General features: G+C 64.5%; 18 protein-coding genes. 14 read left to right on the forward strand and 4 right to left on the reverse strand.

Translation table 11 applies throughout. The features are described from left to right. Positions 1-235: hypothetical protein (locus tag C1H69_RS23795; RefSeq protein ID WP_205738438.1), on the forward strand; the 235-nt coding region annotated here is incomplete at its 5' end. Positions 236-389: 154 nt separating this feature from the next. Here the strand turns inward: C1H69_RS23795 and tyrS are convergent. Then, positions 390-1,589 carry a tyrosine--tRNA ligase gene (tyrS, locus tag C1H69_RS08250; RefSeq protein ID WP_102652927.1) on the reverse strand — a complete coding sequence of 400 codons (1,200 nt, stop codon included), beginning with the start codon at positions 1,587-1,589 and terminating at the stop codon, positions 390-392. Between the two features lie 118 nt (positions 1,590-1,707). Here tyrS and C1H69_RS08255 point away from each other — a divergent pair, with 118 nt between their 5' ends. Then, complete coding sequence (locus C1H69_RS08255) at positions 1,708-2,850, forward strand: anhydro-N-acetylmuramic acid kinase (RefSeq protein ID WP_102652928.1); 1,143 nt, start codon at positions 1,708-1,710, stop codon at positions 2,848-2,850. A 184-nt stretch (positions 2,851-3,034) separates the two neighbouring features. Here the strand turns inward: C1H69_RS08255 and C1H69_RS08260 are convergent, their stop codons facing one another. Next, positions 3,035-4,066 carry a type IV pilus twitching motility protein PilT gene (locus tag C1H69_RS08260; RefSeq protein WP_102652929.1) on the reverse strand — a complete coding sequence of 344 codons (1,032 nt, stop codon included), beginning with the start codon at positions 4,064-4,066 and terminating at the stop codon, positions 3,035-3,037. Between the two features lie 76 nt (positions 4,067-4,142). Between C1H69_RS08260 and C1H69_RS08265 the strand changes: the two genes are divergently transcribed. The 7 genes from C1H69_RS08265 (at position 4,143) to C1H69_RS08295 (ending at position 9,033) form a co-directional block, all read left to right on the forward strand. Then, complete coding sequence (locus C1H69_RS08265; protein ID WP_102652982.1) at positions 4,143-4,853, forward strand: YggS family pyridoxal phosphate-dependent enzyme; 711 nt, start codon at positions 4,143-4,145, stop codon at positions 4,851-4,853. 61 nt (positions 4,854-4,914) lie between these two features. Then, positions 4,915-5,739, forward strand: a complete 825-nt coding sequence (gene proC / locus C1H69_RS08270) for a pyrroline-5-carboxylate reductase (protein ID WP_102652930.1) — start codon at positions 4,915-4,917, stop codon at positions 5,737-5,739. A 58-nt stretch (positions 5,740-5,797) separates the two neighbouring features. Then, on the forward strand, positions 5,798-6,379 hold the full coding sequence (locus C1H69_RS08275) for a YggT family protein (protein WP_102652931.1): 582 nt from the start codon (positions 5,798-5,800) through the stop codon (positions 6,377-6,379). Between the two features lie 49 nt (positions 6,380-6,428). Beyond that, entirely contained in the window at positions 6,429-7,586 is a 1,158-nt protein-coding gene (gene metX / locus C1H69_RS08280) for a homoserine O-succinyltransferase MetX (protein ID WP_102652932.1), read from the forward strand. Beyond that, on the forward strand, positions 7,586-8,185 hold the full coding sequence (gene metW / locus C1H69_RS08285; RefSeq protein WP_102652983.1) for a methionine biosynthesis protein MetW: 600 nt from the start codon (positions 7,586-7,588) through the stop codon (positions 8,183-8,185). Before metX ends, metW begins: the two co-directional genes overlap by 1 nt. A gap of 48 nt (positions 8,186-8,233) precedes the next feature. Next, positions 8,234-8,695: a DUF4426 domain-containing protein gene (locus C1H69_RS08290; RefSeq protein WP_102652933.1), complete on the forward strand. Its 462-nt coding sequence runs from the start codon at positions 8,234-8,236 to the stop codon at positions 8,693-8,695. Continuing rightward, entirely contained in the window at positions 8,692-9,033 is a 342-nt protein-coding gene (locus tag C1H69_RS08295; protein ID WP_102652934.1) for a Rieske (2Fe-2S) protein, read from the forward strand. Before C1H69_RS08290 ends, C1H69_RS08295 begins: the two co-directional genes overlap by 4 nt. Here C1H69_RS08295 and sfsA read toward each other — a convergent pair. Both sfsA and C1H69_RS08305 read right to left on the reverse strand, forming a co-directional pair. Beyond that, entirely contained in the window at positions 8,992-9,768 is a 777-nt protein-coding gene (sfsA, locus tag C1H69_RS08300) for a DNA/RNA nuclease SfsA (RefSeq protein ID WP_102652935.1), read from the reverse strand. The two genes, C1H69_RS08295 and sfsA, sit on opposite strands and share 42 nt — an antisense overlap. A 9-nt stretch (positions 9,769-9,777) precedes the next feature. Continuing rightward, positions 9,778-10,938 (reverse strand): pyridoxal phosphate-dependent aminotransferase, encoded by a 1,161-nt coding sequence (locus C1H69_RS08305; protein ID WP_102652936.1) that lies wholly within the window; start codon positions 10,936-10,938, stop codon positions 9,778-9,780. 241 nt (positions 10,939-11,179) lie between these two features. Here C1H69_RS08305 and dksA point away from each other — a divergent pair, with 241 nt between their 5' ends. The 5 genes from dksA to C1H69_RS08325 all read left to right on the forward strand — a co-directional run bounded on the left by dksA (position 11,180) and on the right by C1H69_RS08325 (position 17,117). Beyond that, a complete protein-coding gene (dksA, locus tag C1H69_RS08310) occupies positions 11,180-11,617 on the forward strand; it encodes an RNA polymerase-binding protein DksA (RefSeq protein WP_102652937.1) in 438 nt (145 codons plus the stop codon). Positions 11,618-11,698: 81 nt separating this feature from the next. Then, entirely contained in the window at positions 11,699-12,610 is a 912-nt protein-coding gene (gluQRS, locus tag C1H69_RS08315) for a tRNA glutamyl-Q(34) synthetase GluQRS (protein ID WP_102652938.1), read from the forward strand. A gap of 14 nt (positions 12,611-12,624) precedes the next feature. Continuing rightward, positions 12,625-12,801 carry a hypothetical protein gene (locus tag C1H69_RS23545; RefSeq protein WP_165789442.1) on the forward strand — a complete coding sequence of 59 codons (177 nt, stop codon included), beginning with the start codon at positions 12,625-12,627 and terminating at the stop codon, positions 12,799-12,801. Beyond that, positions 12,791-15,748 carry an ATP-binding protein gene (locus tag C1H69_RS08320; RefSeq protein ID WP_102652939.1) on the forward strand — a complete coding sequence of 986 codons (2,958 nt, stop codon included), beginning with the start codon at positions 12,791-12,793 and terminating at the stop codon, positions 15,746-15,748. The genes C1H69_RS23545 and C1H69_RS08320 overlap by 11 nt, the downstream gene beginning before the upstream one ends. Then, positions 15,726-17,117: a sigma-54-dependent transcriptional regulator gene (locus tag C1H69_RS08325; RefSeq protein WP_102652940.1), complete on the forward strand. Its 1,392-nt coding sequence runs from the start codon at positions 15,726-15,728 to the stop codon at positions 17,115-17,117. The genes C1H69_RS08320 and C1H69_RS08325 overlap by 23 nt, the downstream gene beginning before the upstream one ends. The last annotated feature ends 10 nt before the right edge of the window (positions 17,118-17,127 follow it).

Raw genomic sequence — 17,127 nt, forward strand, 5'->3', positions numbered from 1 at the left:
GCCGGCGGCCTTCAGCGTGGCGTGCATTCTACCGTCTCCGGCGCTTCTGTCAATCGCGAATCACTCTAACCGATTCGAAAAAACCAAACAGAAACAAGCACTTTCTCCACTTCCACCGCTGGCAACGTTAGCCGTTGCCGGCAGCGGATGCGTACTTTACGGCTTTCCCCGCCCCCCTGCAAGGGGCCTTGTAAAAAAATTTCAGGAAGATGACCGGCCAATGACAGAACGATGAGCAGCCAAACCATCCACAGGCGTTTTCCACAAGCCTTTGGGCCAGGTACCTGTGGATGGAATACCCAGCCCAGAGACGACAACGCCCGCACATGGCGGGCGTTGGCAGGGCAACTGACTTGCAATCAATGACACTGGAAACAGACGCATTGGACTCAGCGTAGGGTCACCCGCGCATAGCGCTTCTTGCCTGCCTGGATCACATAGCTCTTGCCGATATCGAGCATATGGTCCTTGGCGACCACCTCGCCATCGACCTTGACCCGGCCATTGCCCAGCATGTCCTTGGCCTGGGCGCTGTTGTTGGCCAGCCCCGAACGGTTGAGCACGGCGGCGATGGGTGCCTGGGGACTGCCTTCGAAATCGACCTCGACATCGGGCAGGTCCTCGGGGAGCTCGCCCTCGGCCAGTTGGTTGCCGGCAGACTTGTGGGCATTGGCCGCGGCCTCTTCGCCGTGATAGCGAGCGATCAATTCGCGTGCCAGCACCATCTTGATGTCACGAGGGTTGGCGCCCTGCTCGGCATCGCGCTTGAGGTCCTCGATCTCCTCGTTGCTCTTCAGCGAGAGCAGCTCGAAGTAGCGCCACATCAGGCTGTCGGGCAGAGAAACCAGTTTATTGAACATGGAGCCGGGCGCCTCATCCACGCCGACATAGTTGCCCAGCGACTTGGACATCTTCTGTACGCCGTCGAGGCCCTCGAGCAGCGGCATGGTGATGACGACCTGGGGCTCCATGCCGAAGTGCTTCTGGATCTCGCGTCCCATCAGCAGGTTGAATTTCTGGTCGGTGCCACCCATTTCCACGTCGGCCTTGAGCGCCACCGAGTCGTAGCCCTGCACCAGCGGATAGAGAAACTCATGAATGGAGATCGGCTGGCTGGACTTGTAGCGCTTGTCGAAGTCGTCTCGCTCGAGCATGCGTGCCACGGTGCTCTGACCGGCCAGCTCGATCATGTCGGCCGCGGTCATGGCGGAGAACCACTCCGAGTTGAAGCGTACCTCGGTCTTCTCGGGATCGAGGATCTTGAACACCTGCTCCCTGTAGGTCTCGGCGTTGGCGCGGACCTCCTCCTCGGTAAGCGGCTTGCGCGTGACGTTCTTGCCGGTGGGATCGCCGATGCGTCCGGTGAAATCGCCGATGAGGAAGATGACCTCGTGCCCGAGCTCCTGAAACAGTCGCATCTTGGTCAACAGCACGCTATGACCGAGGTGCAGGTCAGGGGCGGTGGGATCGAAACCCGCCTTGATACGCAGCTTGCGCCCGGACTCGAGCTTCTTGACCAGCTCGCCCTCGATCAGGATCTCGTGGGTGCCACGCTTCAGAAGCGCCAGCGCGCTCGCGACATCGGTCATCGTCTCCGACTCCACACAATACAGTTGCCAGGCCCTGCCCGCAGGGTCCATTGAATGGGGCAGAATGTTAGCATGACTTGGCGCCTCGCGGAGGGGGCTCAGCAACTGGAGTAGAGGAATGACACTGTTCATCGGCCTGATGTCCGGCACCAGTCTCGACGGCATCGATGCCGCCCTGGTGGAAATCGACGGTGCCGGCAAGGCGCGCCTGCTCGCCACCCACGCCGAGCCCATGCCGGAGGCGCTGCGCGAGCCATTGCTGCGACTCTGCCAGGCCGAGCGCGTCGAGTTTGCCGAACTGGCGTCCACCGAGGATGCCTTCTGTCGCCTGCAGGCAACTGCCGTGGAGCGCCTGCTTGCCGCCAACGACACGCCTCCCGATGCCATCGTGGCAATCGGCAGCCATGGCCAGACCATCGAGCATGCCCCCTGGGGGCATGGCAGGGGCCATGACAAGGGCCCTGCCTACACCCTGCAACTGGACAACCCCAGCCTGCTGGCCGAACTGAGCGGCTGCACCGTGGTGGCGGACTTCCGCCGCCGCGACCTGGCCGCCGGCGGGCAGGCGGCTCCCCTGGCCCCCGCTTTTCATGAAGCGCTGTTTCGCCGGAAGAGGGAGTGGCTGATGGTGCTCAACCTGGGCGGCTTCGCCAACCTGACGCTGCTGCCACCGGCCGAGAGTGACACCGATGTCATCGGCTTCGATACCGGCCCCGCCAACGTCTTGCTGGATGGCTGGCACGCCCGCCATCGCGGCGGCCGCTTCGACCCGGACGGCGCCTGGGCCGCCTCGGGACGAGTCGATGCAGCCCTGCTGGAGCGCTTGCTGACCGAGCCCTTCTTCCACCGTCCGCCGCCGCGCAGCACTGGCCGAGAAGTCTTTCATCTCGGCTGGCTGGCACACCACCTGACGGGACAGGAAGCGACGGAGGACGTACAAGCCACCTTGGCGGAACTCACCGCTACCAGCATCGCGCTTGGCGTGGAGATGGCTCGCGAACGGCTCGATGCACCGCCAGCGGCCGCCCTGATTCCCTGCGGCGGTGGCGCCCACAACCCGAACCTGCTGGCACGCCTGGCGCGCCACATGCCCGAGACGCCGCTGGTGCCCAGCGTCGACTGGGGCTGGCCGGCCGATTGGCTGGAAGCGGGCGCCTTCGCCTGGCTCGCCTGGCGGCGGCTCCAGGGGCTGCCAGGCAACCTGCCCAGCGTCACCGGTGCCGCCGGCCCGCGCGTGCTCGGCGGTGTCTATGCGCCGTGATTCCGTTTCATTGAAAGAGCGTTCCACTAGGCCTGGGCAAATCGCATTCTAGAAATCGTCCTCGTCTCGCAGGGCTAGCCTGCGCGCCGTACCCTGTACCTTGGCCAACGTGTCGCTGCCCTCGTCGCCGTACTTGATCATCATGCGCAGGTCGTTTGCCTTGGCCTATCGATACCTTCTTACTTTACGCCAGCGTGCTTTTGGCGCGCGCCTGGGCCTCTGCCCGATCCACCACGTTATCGGAGATCAGTTGGGCCAGGGCGGCGTCCAGGGTCTGCATGCCCAGGCTTCCGCCTGTCTGGATGGCCGAGTAGATCTGCGCCACCTTATCCTCGCGGATAAGGTTGCGAACCGCCGCGGTAGCGATGAGTATCTCGTGAGCCGCCACGCGGCCCCCGCTCTGACGCTTGAGCAGGGTCTGTGAGATCACCCCCTGCAGCGACTCGGAGAGCATCGAGCGCACCATGGCCTTCTCGTCACCCGGAAAGACATCGATGATGCGGTCGATGGTCTTGGCGGCCGAGGTGGTGTGCAGCGTGCCGAATACCAGATGGCCGGTCTCGGCGGCTGTCAGCGCCAGCCGGATGGTATCCAGGTCACGCAGCTCGCCGACCAGGATCACGTCCGGATCCTCGCGCAGGGCGCTCCGCAGCGCCTGGGAGAAACCATGGGTATCGCGATGCACCTCCCGCTGATTGATCAGGCAGCGCCTGCTGCGGTGAACGAATTCAATCGGGTCTTCGATGGTAAGGATATGGTCGTAGCGGTGATCGTTGATATAGTCGATCATCGCGGCAAGGGTGGTGCTCTTGCCCGAGCCGGTAGGACCCGTTACCAGCACCAGGCCGCGGGGCAGCAGTGCCAGGCGACGGAAAACGTCGCCCAGCCCCAGATCGGCCATTGTCAGCACGTCACTGGGAATGGTGCGGAAAACCGCCCCGGCGCCTCGGGCCTGACGGAAGGCATTGACGCGAAAGCGCGCGACCCCCGGCACTTCGAAGGAGAAGTCGGTTTCGAGAAATTCCTCGTAGTCGCGGCGCTGCCGGTCCCCCATGATGTCGTAGATCAGCTTGCGGACTTCGCGGTCTTCCATGGCCGGGACATTGAGCCGGCGGATGTCGCCATCGACACGGATCATGGGTGGCAACCCGGCCGACAGATGCAGGTCGGAGGCGTTCTGCTTTGCCGAGAACGCCAGCAGTTCGGTAATATCCATGCGGTTCCCCTACTCCCGGGCAAGGATCTCTTCAGTATGCCAGACCTCTCGACGTGATGGACGCCATGTGAGCGACATGACAGATCTCATTCTTTCCGAGTCATTGGCGGCAACGCGCAGGCGGCTGGCCCAGGCGCTGGTCAACGCTGGACGACCCGCCGATGACGCACGCCTGTTGGCCGTCAGCAAGACAAAGCCTGCCGGCATGATTCGGGCAGCCTGGCAGTCGGGACAACGGGACTTTGGTGAGAACTACCTCCAGGAAGCACTGGCCAAGCAGGCCGAGCTGTCGGATCTGGAGGATATCGTCTGGCATTTCATCGGTCCGCTGCAGTCCAACAAGACCCGGGAGGTTGCCGAGCACTTTTCCTGGGTGCATAGCGTAGACCGGGAGAAGATTGCCCGACGCCTGAACGATCAGCGCCCGGCCAGTCTGGAGCCGCTGAATGTCTGCCTTCAGGTCAATATCAGCGCCGAGACGAGCAAATCGGGCGTGATGGTCGACGAACTACCAGAGCTGGCTGCAGCCGTGCTCAAGATGCCGGCCCTGCGGCTACGGGGCCTGATGGCCATTCCCGCCCCGGCCGAGGACATGGCGGCCCAGCGGAAACCCCTGGCTCGGCTCCGCCAGGCCCTGGAAATGCTGCGGGAACGATTCCCCGACGCGCCGCTGGATACGCTGTCGATGGGCATGAGTGCCGACCTGGAGGCCGCCGTGCTGGAAGGCGCCACCCTGGTGCGACTGGGCACAGCCATTTTCGGCGAACGAGGCACCGTGGCCCACTAACGACACACGTGCGTGCCGGCCGATGGCCGATGCGCGTCAAATCAGAAAAAGGACAGATCGCATGGCCAGCAGAGTCACCTTCATCGGCGCCGGCAACATGGCCAGCGCCATCATCGGCGGAATGATCAGCAACGGGCATCCGGCCACCGCCATTACCGCCACATCGCCCAGCGATGCATTCCTTGAGCCCATCCACGAGCGCTACGGTATTCGCACCAACACCGACAACACGACGGCAGTTCGCGACGCCGATATCGTCGTGCTGGCGGTCAAGCCTCAGGTCATGCGTGACGTCTGCGAAGGGCTGCGTGATACCCTGCAGCGCCAGCGCCCGCTGATCATCTCGGTCGCCGCGGGTCTCGACGCCGACACCCTGCAGGCTTGGCTGGGTGGCGACTTGCCATTGATCCGTTGCATGCCCAATACCCCCTCGCTGGTCGGCGCCGGGGCCGCTGGTCTGTTCGCCTCGCCGCAGGTCAGCGAGGAACAGCGCACCCAGGCCACTGGGCTGCTCGAGGCCGTAGGCCTGGTCGAGTGGGTCGAAGAAGAAGGGCTGCTGGACGCGGTCACCGCCGTATCCGGCAGTGGCCCCGCTTATTTCTTCCTGATGTTCGAAGCCATGGAGGAAGCAGGCGTCAAGCTGGGCCTGTCCGCAGAAACCGCCCGCCGCCTGGCGCTCCAGACGGCACTCGGCGCCGCCCGCATGGCCCAGGGCAGCGACCTGACCCCGGCACGGCTCAAGCGCAACGTGATGTCGCCGGGCGGTACCACCGAGCGTGCCGTCGAGTATCTTGAGCATGCCGGCCTGCGTGACACCATGGCCAAGGCGATGGAAGCCTGCGCCAGGCGCGCCCGCGAAATGGCCGACGAATTCGGCCAGCGCTAGCTTTTCGAGTCCGTCCGCAGACCGCGGCGGCCTCCCAAAAATTGAAAAGGAGTCCAACATGGGAAATGCTGGCCTGCTGCTGGTCAACACCCTGATCAACATCTACTTGTTCCTGATGATGCTGCGCTTTCTTCTGCAGGCGTCACATGCCGACTATTACAACCCCATCAGCCAGTCGGTGGTGAAAATCACCCAGCCGGTGGTTCGGCCCTTCCAGGGGTTTCTCGGCCCGGTGATGGGCCGCTTCGACATGGCGACCCTGGCAGCCGCCTTCGTACTCAAGGCGGTGAGTATCGTGGTGATCCTGCAGATCGCGGGCTTCGGCATGCCGCCTGTGGCTGATGTCGCCATCGGTGCCTTGGCCGCCGTTGCCAACGCCATTCTGAAGATCTATTTCTTCGCCCTGATCGTGATGATCATCCTCAGCTGGGTCGCCCCGAACGCCAGCCACCCCGGGGCGCTGCTGGTCATGCAGTTGGTGGAGCCGATCATGGCCCCGGTGCGCAAGGTGATCCCCCCGCTGGGCATGATCGACCTGTCACCGATCGTGGTTTTCATCGCCATCAGTATCATCGATGGTATCGTGGTTGGTTCGCTGACCCGTGCCGCCGGCATCGCCGGCGCACTGGTTGGCCTGTGAGCCCTTGTCCGCCCGCGCCGGACCTCAACGACTGGACAAAGAACGACAAATGCCCGAGTTTCCCTGCGACTCGGTCGGCCTGGTAGCGCCTCAGACGGCGCACTTCGACGACCCCCTGGCTCTGGCCTGCGGCAAGACCCTGCCGGCCTACGACCTCGTGTATGAAACCTATGGCACGCTCAACGCCGAAGGCACCAATGCGGTGCTGATCTGTCATGCCCTGTCGGGTCACCACCATGCGGCCGGCTATCATGCAGCCGACGAGCACAAGCCAGGCTGGTGGGATGCCCATATCGGGCCCGGCAAGTCCATCGACACCAACCGTTTCTTCGTGGTGTCGCTGAACAACCTGGGCGGCTGCCACGGCAGCACGGGCCCGGTGAGCGAAAACCCCGATACCGGCCGGCAGTGGGGTCCGGACTTCCCGATGGTGACCGTCGGCGACTGGGTGCACAGCCAGGCACGCCTGGCCGACCGCCTGGGCATCGAGCGCTTCGCCGCGGTGATCGGCGGCAGCCTGGGCGGAATGCAGGCACTGCAGTGGGCGCTGACCTACCCCGAGCGCATCGCCAACGCCGTGGTCATCGCCGCCACCCCCAAGCTGTCGGCACAGAACATCGCCTTCAACGAGGTGGCCCGGCAGGCCATTCGCTCCGACCCCGACTTCCATAACGGCTGGTATGACGAGCACGGCACCGTACCGCGCCGTGGCCTCAAGCTGGCACGCATGGTGGGCCATATCACCTATCTGTCGGAAGACGCGATGGGCAGCAAGTTCGGCCGCGACCTGCGCAGCGAGGATCTCAACTTCGGCTATGACGTGGAGTTCCAGGTCGAATCCTACCTGCGCCATCAAGGCGATACCTTCTCCAGCTCATTCGATGCCAATACCTACCTGCTGATGACCAAGGCCCTGGACTACTTCGACCCGGCCGCCGTGCATGGTGGCGTACTGGCCAGGGCCGTGGCACCCGCGGAATGCCCCTTCCTGGTAGTCAGCTTCACCAGCGACTGGCGGTTCCCTCCGTCACGCTCCAGGGAACTGGCAAACGCCCTGATTCGTGCCGGCAAGTCGGTGAGCTACGTGAACATCGACTCCCCTCATGGGCATGACGCCTTCCTGCTGCCGGAGCCCCGCTACCAGTCGGTCTTTGGCGCCTTCATGTCCCGGGCCGCCCGAGAGCTGGGCCTGGAGGAGCACGCATGATGCGAGCCGACCTGGAACTGATCCATCGCTGGATACCCCAAGGTGCCCATATCCTCGACCTGGCCTGTGGCGACGGCACCCTGCTCGAGGCCCTGGCCCGTGACAAGGGAGTCAGTGGCTACGGGCTGGAGATCGACCCCGAGGGCATTACCGCCTGTATCGGGAAGGGAGTCAGCGTCATCGAACAGAACCTCGACGAGGGGCTGGTCAACTTCGAGGACGATACCTACGACCTGGTGGTGATGACCCAGGCATTGCAGGCACTGCGCCGGCCCGACCGCATGCTCGACGAGATGCTGCGTGTCGCCAATGAGTGCATCATCACCTTCCCCAACTTCGCCTACTGGCGACACCGGGTACACCTGGGCATTCGCGGCTATATGCCAGTCTCCAAATCCCTGCCCCACGCCTGGTACGATACGCCCAACATCCACCTGTCGACCTTCAACGACTTCGAGCACCTGTGTCGCGAGAAGGACCTGGTCATCACCGACCGTGCGGTGGGCATTCGCGACCACGAAGGTCACTGGACCTCACGCTGGCGGCCCAACCTGTTCGGAGAAATCGCCATCTTCCGCATCAGCCGACGGCAGGACTGAGTCCGACGCGACACTTTCACGGTGCCTTGACCGCGACAAGAGGGAATCATGATGAGACATCGAACCGCCCCGACCCATCTGGCTGGCCTGCTGCTGCTCTGCCTGGCGCTTCCCTTGCAGGCCCAGCAGTACGAGCAGGTGGGCAACCATCAGATACACTACAGCGCCGTCAGCACCAGCTTTCTCAGCCCGGAAGTGGCTGCCAACCACGGCATTCAGCGCAGCCCGGCCATGGCGCTGCTCAATGTCAGCGTGCTGGAAGAGCTCGAGGACGGCACCACCCGCCCGGTCAATGCGCCGGTCACCGGCGAGGTCGGTGAAGTCGGCAGCACCTCGCCAGCGTCGCTCTCCTTCCGCTCCCTGCGCGACGGCGATGCCCAGTCACAAATCGCGACCTTTCGCATCATCGAGGACGAGCCGATGCGCTTCGACCTTCAGGTGCGCTATGACCGCAACCGGGAGCCTGCCAGGGTGAGTTTCATCCAGCGCTTCTATATCGAGCGCGAATGACATCGACGGCGAGTATTCCCATCGCCCACCTGCGTCAGCTGGATGCCACCTCGGCCCTGGGGGTCCATCTCCCCGATGGGCGGGAGCTGCTGCTGGTTCGGGTGCACGGCAATGTCAGCGCTTTCGAGAACCGCTGCCCCCACCAGGACCTGTCGCTGCAGGTCGAGGCCGACGTCTTTCTCGAGGCAGGGGGTGAACTGATCCAGTGCGCCATGCACGGCGCCCTGTTCCTGCCCGATACCGGCGAATGCGTCTTCGGCCCCTGCCAGGGGCGCCACTTGACGCCAGTCGCGATCTCAATCGATGCCGAGGGTGACATCCAACTGGCGGGTGAGTGATACCGGCAATGGCTCTCCCAGGCGAATGACGGTCGGAAGTTCTCCCTGCCGTTCAAACCCGCAGCCATGGGCCACCACTTCCACGCCTCGTGTTGCCGCTTGCCGCAGCGCAGCCCCGTAGGCCGGATCCAGGTGGTCGGCGGGTGCCACATCGCCGATCCCTTCATGCGCCACGCAGAAAAGCAGTACGGCACGATGCCCCTGCGCGGCGAGAGCAACCAGCGCATCGAGATGCTTCTTGCCCCGCTCGCTCACCGCATCGGGGAAGTAGCCGTGGCCATCGACCTCCTTCAGGGTAACCTGCTTGACCTCGACGTAGGCAGAGCCCTTCTGCGGATCGTCCAGGCGGAAATCGAGCCGGGCGGCCTTCCGGCCTCCTTCGTATGTCACCTTGGCCTCGCGCTTCAGTGCGGCATAGCCGGCCAGGGTCGGTATCCGGTCGTCACGCAGCGCCTCCTCGACGATGCGGTTGGCGCGCCCGGTATGCACCGAAGCCAGCGCCATGCGGCCGTCCGGCTGCGGTAGCTCGATCAGTTCCCAGGTCCAGGCCAGCTTGCGCGCCGGGTCGTCGCTGGGCGTCAGCCACACCCGACAGCCTGGCACGTTTACCGCCCGCATCGAACCGGTATTGGGACAGTGCGCTACCACCTCGCGGCCATCGATCAGCCGCACGTCGGCCAGGAAGCGCTTGTAGCGGCGCAGCAGGGTGCCGGGCACCAGGGCGGGATACTTCATGGCAGAGACCTATCGCCTTGTCAGGAAGCGCTCGAGGCGACTCACCGCCTCCTCGAGACGCGAGATGCCGGCCGTGAAGGCGATGCGAACATGACGCTCACCACCCAGCAGCGCGAAATCGACCCCAGGCGTGATCGCCACGTTTTCCTCTTCGAGCAGTTGCTGGCAGAAGGCCTGGCTGTCACAGCTGTAGCGGGAAATATCCAGCCATAGATAGAAAGCCCCCTGGGGCGGCAGCGAGGGCGCCAGCCCCAGCCGCGCGAGGCCAGCCAGCAAGGCGTCACGCCGGCGTCCGAGTTCGGCACGACGCGACTCGAGAATATCACGGCATTCTGGCGTGAAGGCCGCCAATGCCGCGTGCTGGGAAGGCGTGGGAGCCGCCAGGAAGACGTTCTGGGCCAGCCGGGTGAGGGGTTCCACGGCGGCTTCGGGGGCCAGCAGCCAGCCCAGGCGCCACCCGGTCATGCCGAAATACTTCGAGAAGCTGTTGACCACGAAGGCGTCGGGCGAGATGGCCGCCACCGACAGCGGGTCGAGATCGTAGCAGAGCCCCTGGTAGATCTCGTCGACCAGCAGCTCTCCCCCTCGCAGTGTCACGGCTTCGGCTACCGCCTCCAGCCGTGGCTTGTCGAGCATATGCCCGGTCGGGTTGGATGGCGAGGCCACCATGGCCAGCCGGGTATCGTCCTGCCAGTGTCGGGCAACCAGGGCCGCATCCAACTGCCAGCCACTTTCCGGCCCCACCGGCACGGCGTCCACCTCCGCCCCGGCCAGGGCCATGAAATGCCGATTGCAGGGGTAGTTGGGGTCAGCCATGAGCACGCGATCGCCGGGCCCGGCCAGCAACTGACTGGCCAGCAGCAGCGCACCGGAGGCACCGGGTGTGACCAGGATGCGCCGTGGATCCACGTCGGCACCGAAGTGCTCGGCGTAATGTCGCGCAATCGCTTCACGCAGCGCCGGCAGGCCCGTTGCAGGTGTATAGCGCGTCTGCCCATCCGCCAGGGCCTGCCGACCGGCGGCCAGGACCGGCTCCGGGGTTGCGAAGTCCGGCTCACCCACTTCCAGGTGGATGACGTCGTGCCCGGCTGCCTCGCGTGCCTGGGCAATTTCCAGCAAGCGCATCACGCGAAAGGGGGCGACGCGATCGACACGCGGATTCCACGACATGGAACTGACTCCCGAGTGAAATATTTGGGGCCGAAACGATATATTTTCATCGCAGGCGGTCTATAGCATCATTCTACTGATTTTTGCGGCGACAACGCAGGGCCATGCCAAGCCGACACAACACTTGCTATTGCAAAGCCGGCGAATATCCGCTAAACAAGCATGCCTTTGGCGTGAGATACCTTGCAATGCATCGAGGCAGGTATTGATCAGCAGTCACTAAAGTTAAAGAGGCAATCCCATGCCAGTAGCAGACAAGAGAACGGAAGCGCCCAAGAAATTCACCCCTTACGAGTCGGCACCGGGTGAAGAGTACATGAACGAGCAGCAACTGGAGCACTTCCGGGGGATCCTGCTGGGCTGGAAACAGGAACTCATGGAAGAGGTGGACCGGACCGTTCGCCACCTGCAGGAAGAGGCGAACAACTACGCCGATCCGGCCGATCGCGCTACCCAGGAAGAGGGTTTCAGCCTGGAGCTGCGCACCCGGGATCGCGAGCGCAAACTGCTCAAGAAGATCAACGAGACTATCGAGAAGATCGATGAGGACGACTACGGCTTCTGCGAGGCCTGCGGCGTCGAGATCGGTATCAGGCGCCTGGAGGCTCGTCCCACCGCGACCCTGTGCGTGGATTGCAAGACACTGGCGGAGCTCAAGGAAAAACAGCTCGGCGGATAAGCCGATGAGCCGGGTAGCACGTCGTGACGGGCACCCCAGGGTGCCCGTTTGCGTGACAGTCGCACACGACGGGAGTCGACCATGACCCCATACCGCGGCCGCTTCGCGCCAACCCCTTCGGGGGCACTCCACTTCGGCTCACTGATCGCCGCCGTAGCCAGTTACCTGGATGCCCGCCAGGCGCGCGGGGAGTGGCTGCTGCGCATCGAGGATATCGATCCGCCGCGCTGCCCACCCGGCGCCGCCGATGCCATTCAACATCAGCTCGAGGCCTTCGGGTTGTACTGGGATGGCCCGGTATACCGGCAACATGACCGCGACCATGCCTACGGCGCCGCTCTCGAGCGCCTCGAGGCCCTGGGCCTGGCCTATCCCTGCAGTTGCTCGCGCAAGCAGTGGCACAACCATCCCATCTATCCCGGCTGGTGTCGTGACGGTGTGTGCGAGCCTGACAAGCCGGTGGCCTGGCGCCTGCGCAGCGACCTGGGGCTACGCCCGGTATCCTGGGAGGACAGGCTGTTCGGCACCCAGTCCTTCGACCCTGCCGAACTGGGCGATGTGGTCCTCAAGCGCAAGGAGGGTCTCTGGGCCTACCAGTTGGCCGTTGTGGTGGACGATGCCGACCGGGACATCACCGACGTGGTACGCGGCTTCGACCTGCTCGACAACACACCCTGGCAGCGCCAGTTGCAGCACGCCCTCGGGCTGCCGGAGCCACGCTACCTGCACCTGCCCTTGATCATGAGCCGGGATGGCCAAAAGCTCTCCAAGCAGAACCTGGCACCAGCCCTGCCCCTGGAAGATGCCGCCGTTCGCCCACTGTTGCACCAGGCCCTGGTGGCACTGGATCAATCGCCACCCCCGGCGCTCGCCACCGGCCCGGTCGACGAACAGTTGGCCTGGGCGATCGCGCACTGGGATGTGGGCCGCATCAGCCCCGATCCCGCCCGGCGGGCCGACGACCATGCCACCAGCCCGCCTTCCCCAGCCTGAGCAAGGAGCACGACATGTACGTCTATCGCATCATGCTCCTGCTGGTCTTCGGGGGTTACCTGCTGTCGCCGTTGCTGATGAGCGGCTGGTCCAGCCCCGGTGTCGCCTGGTATCGCCCCTTCGTCATCTGGGGCATTCTGATTGCCCTGACACTGTGGCTGGAGCAGAAGAGGAAGCTCGATGAGCACTAGCCTGACCAGCGTGTTCGCCTTGGGCGCCAGCTATCTGCTCTTGATGTTTCTGTGTGCGCTGGCCGTGGAGCGCGGCTGGATCGACCGGCGCATTACCCGGCATCCAGCGGTCTACACCCTGGCGCTGGGTGTCTACGCCAGCGCCTGGGCGATCTACGGCAGTCTGGAGCTGGCCTCCCGTTCAGGCTACGGCTACCTGGCCTACTACCTGGGGGTGGCCGGCGCCTTCCTGCTGGCACCGGTGCTGCTGGTGCCGATCCAACGCATGACCCACACCTACCAGCTCTCTTCATTGGCCGACCTGTTCGCCTTCCGCTTTCGTTCACGCTGGGTCGGCACCCTGATCACCGTGATCAGCCTGTTCGCCGTGCTTCCCCTGCTCGCCCTTCAGGTACAGACCCTGGGCGATGCCATCTTCCTGATGACCGGCGCCGCCTCGCCAACTCTGCTGGCACTGGCCTTCTGTTCCTTGATTGCGCTGTTTGCCATGCATTTCGGCGCACGCCACAGCCGCCCGCATGCCCGTCACGATACGCTGCTGGCCATCATCGCCCTCTCTTCCATCATCAAGCTTGCGGCCATGCTGACGCTGGGCGCCATTGCACTTTTCGTGGTCTTCGACGGCCCCGCCGACCTGCAGGTCTGGCTGGACGGCCCCGGTCAGGCGCACCAGGCCGGGGTCATCCAGCCGGACTCGGCACACTGGCGGACCCTGTTGCTGCTGTTCTTCGCCGCCGCTCTGCTGATGCCGCACATCTTCCACATCACCTTCGCCGAAACCCTCTCCCGTCACACCCTGCTGCAGGCCAGCTGGTCGCTGCCGCTGTTCCTGCTGCTGCTGGCCATCCCGGTACCGCTGATCCTGTGGGCCGGGCAACGGCTGGGCAGCGATCAGGTGATCGGCTCCGCTTACCTGGCCTTCGGGCTTTCGGACTCGTTCTGGGTCCAGGCCCTGGCATTCATCGCCGGCCTGGCGGCCACCAGCGGCACCATGGTGCTCATCGCCCTGGCATTGTCCGGCATGATCCTCAACCACGTGCTGCTGGTCGCCCACCCGCCCGAAGCCAAACCGAACCTCTACCGTTGGCTGCGCTGGCTACGTCAGGCGCTGATCGCCACCGTCATTCTGGGCGGATGGCTCTTCTACCGCACCGTCGGGGTCAACCATGACCTCACCACCCTGGGGCTGGCCGCCTTCGTTGGCATGGCCCAGTGCCTGCCGGGGCTGCTGGCCCTGCTCTACTGGCCGGGAGCCAACCGGAAGGGCATGGTGACCGGACTGATCGCCGGCACCCTCATCTGGCTGCTGGGCCTCTGGTTGCCGCTGCTGACCGGGCTGTCCGCCGTCGTCCTGATACCGCCAGGCCTGGAAATGCTGGCCGATGAGCCGGACTGGTATGTCGTGACCCTGGTGTCGCTGGCCGTGAACAGTCTGACGTTCATCATCGTCTCGCTGGCTACCCACACGTCCGACGGCGAGCGTGCGGCTGCCGAAGCCTGTTCAGTGGATGCCGTGATCCGGCCCAAGCGATTGCCGCTGCTGGCAGCCACGGGGGAGGAATTCAAACAGCCACTGGCCAGAGCACTCGGCGAAGAAGTCGCCGAGCGGGAAGTGGCGCGGGCCCTCACCGACCTGGGGCTTTCTCCGCTGGATGGGCGCCCCTATGCGCTACGGCGGCTTCGCGACCGTATCCAGGCCAACCTTTCCGGCCTGATGGGCCCTTCGGTGGCTCAGGACATTGTCGATCGCTACCTGCCCTACCGCCGCGGCGGACAGGAGCCCACCGACGACATTCACTTCGTCGAGAGCCGTCTCGAGGCCTACCGCTCGCGGCTCACCGGCCTGGCCCGGGAGTTGGATGGACTGCGTCGCTACCATCGCCGCATCCTCACCCGCCTGCCGGTTGGCCTATGTGCCTTCGGTGTCGACGATGAGCTGCTCATGTGGAACGACGCCTTGGCCGAACTTTCCGGCATCGATGGCACCAGCGTGGTCGGTGCTCGTCGCGACGGCCTGCCCGCCCCCTGGGGGGAACTGCTGGGCCGCCTGCTCGCCGACCGGCACGACCCTCTCTACAAGCAGGCCGTGGAACTCGAGGATGGCACGCGTTATCTCACGCTGCACCGGGCCGAACTGAAGGCGGATGGCGACATACTCGGCGGGACCGTGATCTTGATCGAGGATCATAGCGAGATGAAGTGGCTGGAGGATGAACTGGTGCACGCCGCCCGCCTGGCCTCCATCGGGCAGCTTGCCGCCGGCGTGGCCCACGAGATCGGCAACCCGATTACCGGCATCTCGTCCCTGGCCCAGAACCTGCGCTATGACACGGACGACCCCCAGATACTGGAGACGGCCGAACAGATACAGCAGCTGACCGATCGCGTCTCGCGTATCGTCAGCTCGCTGGTAGGCTTCGCCCACGGTGGGCGCCATGTGAGCGGTACCGGCCTCGTCCCGGTCTCCGTCGCCGCTGTCGCCGATGAGGCGTTGCACTTGATCCGGCTGGCACGCTCGGGCGAGGATGTCAGGTACCATAACCATTGCCCCCTCGAGCCTAAGGTCATTGGCGATGTGCAGCGACTACAGCAGGTCATGATCAACCTGCTCAGCAACGCTCGGGACGCCAGTGACCCAGGCGGCGACATCGTGATCGCCGCCGAACCCGAAGGCAGCCTGTTGAAAGTGACCGTCACCGATGAGGGGCACGGACTCGATGCCCGGGTCCGCGATCATCTCTTCGAACCTTTCACAACAACCAAGCCGCCAGGCGAAGGAACCGGACTGGGCCTGCCGCTGGTCTACAGCATCATTGCCGAGCATCATGGCAGGATCGAAATCGAATCACCGCCCCCCGGGCAGGAGCGAGGTACCCGCATCTGCCTGTGGCTGCCCACCGAACGACAGGATGGTGAAGACATCAATGAGCCGAATTCTGATCGTTGAAGACGAAGCCATCATCCGCACCGCATTGCGACGGCTGCTGGAGCGCCATGATTACCGAGTCAGCGAAGCCGGCTCGGTGGACGAGGCGCTGGCCCTGGGGCCCCAGCATTTCGACCTGGTGATCAGCGACCTTCGGCTGCCCGGCGAACCCGGCACCGAGCTGATAAGGCCCGCATCGCCGGTTCCCGTGTTGATCATGACCAGCTACGCCAGCATGCGTTCGGCAGTCGAGGCCCTCAAGCAGGGGGCAGTGGACTACGTGGCCAAGCCCTTTGACCATGATGAACTGCTCGAGACCGTGGCCCGAGTGCTGCATCAGCAGGCGTCGCACCGCTCCACGCCCCCCGACATTACCGACGCAGGCGGCTCCCGGCAGCAGATGATCGGCGAATGTCCGGCCATGCAGGCGGTCTACACCCGCATCCGCAAGACCGCTCCCGCCGATGTCACGGTGCTGATCCAGGGGGAATCGGGCACCGGCAAGGAGCTGGTGGCACGCGCCATTCATCAGCAAAGTCGGCGCGTGGCGGCGCCATTGATCTGCGTGAACTGCGCCGCCATTCCCGAAACGTTGATCGAATCCGAGCTGTTCGGCCACGAGAAGGGCGCCTTTACCGGTGCCAGCGCCGCCCGGACCGGCCTGGTCGAAGCGGCCGATGGCGGCACCCTGTTCCTCGACGAGATTGGCGAACTGCCACTGGATGCCCAGGCGCGCTTGCTGCGCGTGCTGCAGGAAGGCGAAATCCGCCGTATCGGCTCGGTGGAGACCCGTCATGTGAATGTCCGCCTGATCGCCGCCACCCACCGGGACCTGCGCGCCCTGTCAAAGACCGGCGAGTTCCGCCTGGACCTCTACTACCGCCTCAACGTGATGCAGATCGACCTGCCCCCCCTGCGCGACAGGGAAGAAGATGTGCTGGTAATAGCCGACGTGCTGCTGGAGAAGGCGTGCACTCGCCATGAACGCAGTGGCCTGCGCCTCTCCCGTGCCGCTCGTCGCGAGATCCACGACTACCCCTGGCCTGGGAATGTCCGCGAACTGGAAAATGCCCTGGAGCGCGGCGTGATACTCGCCGAGGGCCACTTGATACACCCCGATGACCTGGGCCTGAAGCCTGGGCGCCCCATGGCCACCCGTCAGCCGGAGGAGCCACCGCTTCGCCCCGTCGAAAGGATCGAGCGGGAACAGGAAGACGGCGACGATCTCTCCCTGGAAGATTACTTCCAGCACTTCGTGCTGGAGCACCAGGATCAGATGAGCGAAACCGAGCTCGCCCAGAAACTGGGCATCAGTCGCAAGTGTCTGTGGGAGCGTCGCCAGCGCCTGGGCATTCCACGCAAGAAGCAGGCCAGACGCAGCAGCGCCTGATCGACATCGC

It is taken from the genome of Billgrantia endophytica, from assembly GCF_002879615.1.
In the GTDB taxonomy this organism is placed as follows: Bacteria; Pseudomonadota; Gammaproteobacteria; order Pseudomonadales; family Halomonadaceae; genus Halomonas; species Halomonas endophytica.

What these genes read in the sequence shown, in the direction of transcription:
- C1H69_RS08275 (WP_102652931.1), top strand. Translation starts at nt 5,798, where the DNA reads ATGGGAAATGCTGGCCTGCTGCTGGTCAACACCCTGATCAACATCTAC.
- C1H69_RS08305 (WP_102652936.1), bottom strand. Translation starts at nt 10,938, where the DNA reads ATGTCGTGGAATCCGCGTGTCGATCGCGTCGCCCCCTTTCGCGTGATG.
- metX (WP_102652932.1), top strand. Translation starts at nt 6,429, where the DNA reads ATGCCCGAGTTTCCCTGCGACTCGGTCGGCCTGGTAGCGCCTCAGACG.
- metW (WP_102652983.1), top strand. Translation starts at nt 7,586, where the DNA reads ATGCGAGCCGACCTGGAACTGATCCATCGCTGGATACCCCAAGGTGCC.
- C1H69_RS08325 (WP_102652940.1), top strand. Translation starts at nt 15,726, where the DNA reads ATGAGCCGAATTCTGATCGTTGAAGACGAAGCCATCATCCGCACCGCA.
- C1H69_RS08320 (WP_102652939.1), top strand. Translation starts at nt 12,791, where the DNA reads ATGAGCACTAGCCTGACCAGCGTGTTCGCCTTGGGCGCCAGCTATCTG.
- proC (WP_102652930.1), top strand. Translation starts at nt 4,915, where the DNA reads ATGGCCAGCAGAGTCACCTTCATCGGCGCCGGCAACATGGCCAGCGCC.
- gluQRS (WP_102652938.1), top strand. Translation starts at nt 11,699, where the DNA reads ATGACCCCATACCGCGGCCGCTTCGCGCCAACCCCTTCGGGGGCACTC.
- C1H69_RS08290 (WP_102652933.1), top strand. Translation starts at nt 8,234, where the DNA reads ATGATGAGACATCGAACCGCCCCGACCCATCTGGCTGGCCTGCTGCTG.
- dksA (WP_102652937.1), top strand. Translation starts at nt 11,180, where the DNA reads ATGCCAGTAGCAGACAAGAGAACGGAAGCGCCCAAGAAATTCACCCCT.
- tyrS (WP_102652927.1), bottom strand. Translation starts at nt 1,589, where the DNA reads ATGACCGATGTCGCGAGCGCGCTGGCGCTTCTGAAGCGTGGCACCCAC.
- sfsA (WP_102652935.1), bottom strand. Translation starts at nt 9,768, where the DNA reads ATGAAGTATCCCGCCCTGGTGCCCGGCACCCTGCTGCGCCGCTACAAG.
- C1H69_RS08265 (WP_102652982.1), top strand. Translation starts at nt 4,143, where the DNA reads ATGACAGATCTCATTCTTTCCGAGTCATTGGCGGCAACGCGCAGGCGG.
- C1H69_RS08295 (WP_102652934.1), top strand. Translation starts at nt 8,692, where the DNA reads ATGACATCGACGGCGAGTATTCCCATCGCCCACCTGCGTCAGCTGGAT.
- C1H69_RS23545 (WP_165789442.1), top strand. Translation starts at nt 12,625, where the DNA reads ATGTACGTCTATCGCATCATGCTCCTGCTGGTCTTCGGGGGTTACCTG.
- C1H69_RS08260 (WP_102652929.1), bottom strand. Translation starts at nt 4,066, where the DNA reads ATGGATATTACCGAACTGCTGGCGTTCTCGGCAAAGCAGAACGCCTCC.
- C1H69_RS08255 (WP_102652928.1), top strand. Translation starts at nt 1,708, where the DNA reads ATGACACTGTTCATCGGCCTGATGTCCGGCACCAGTCTCGACGGCATC.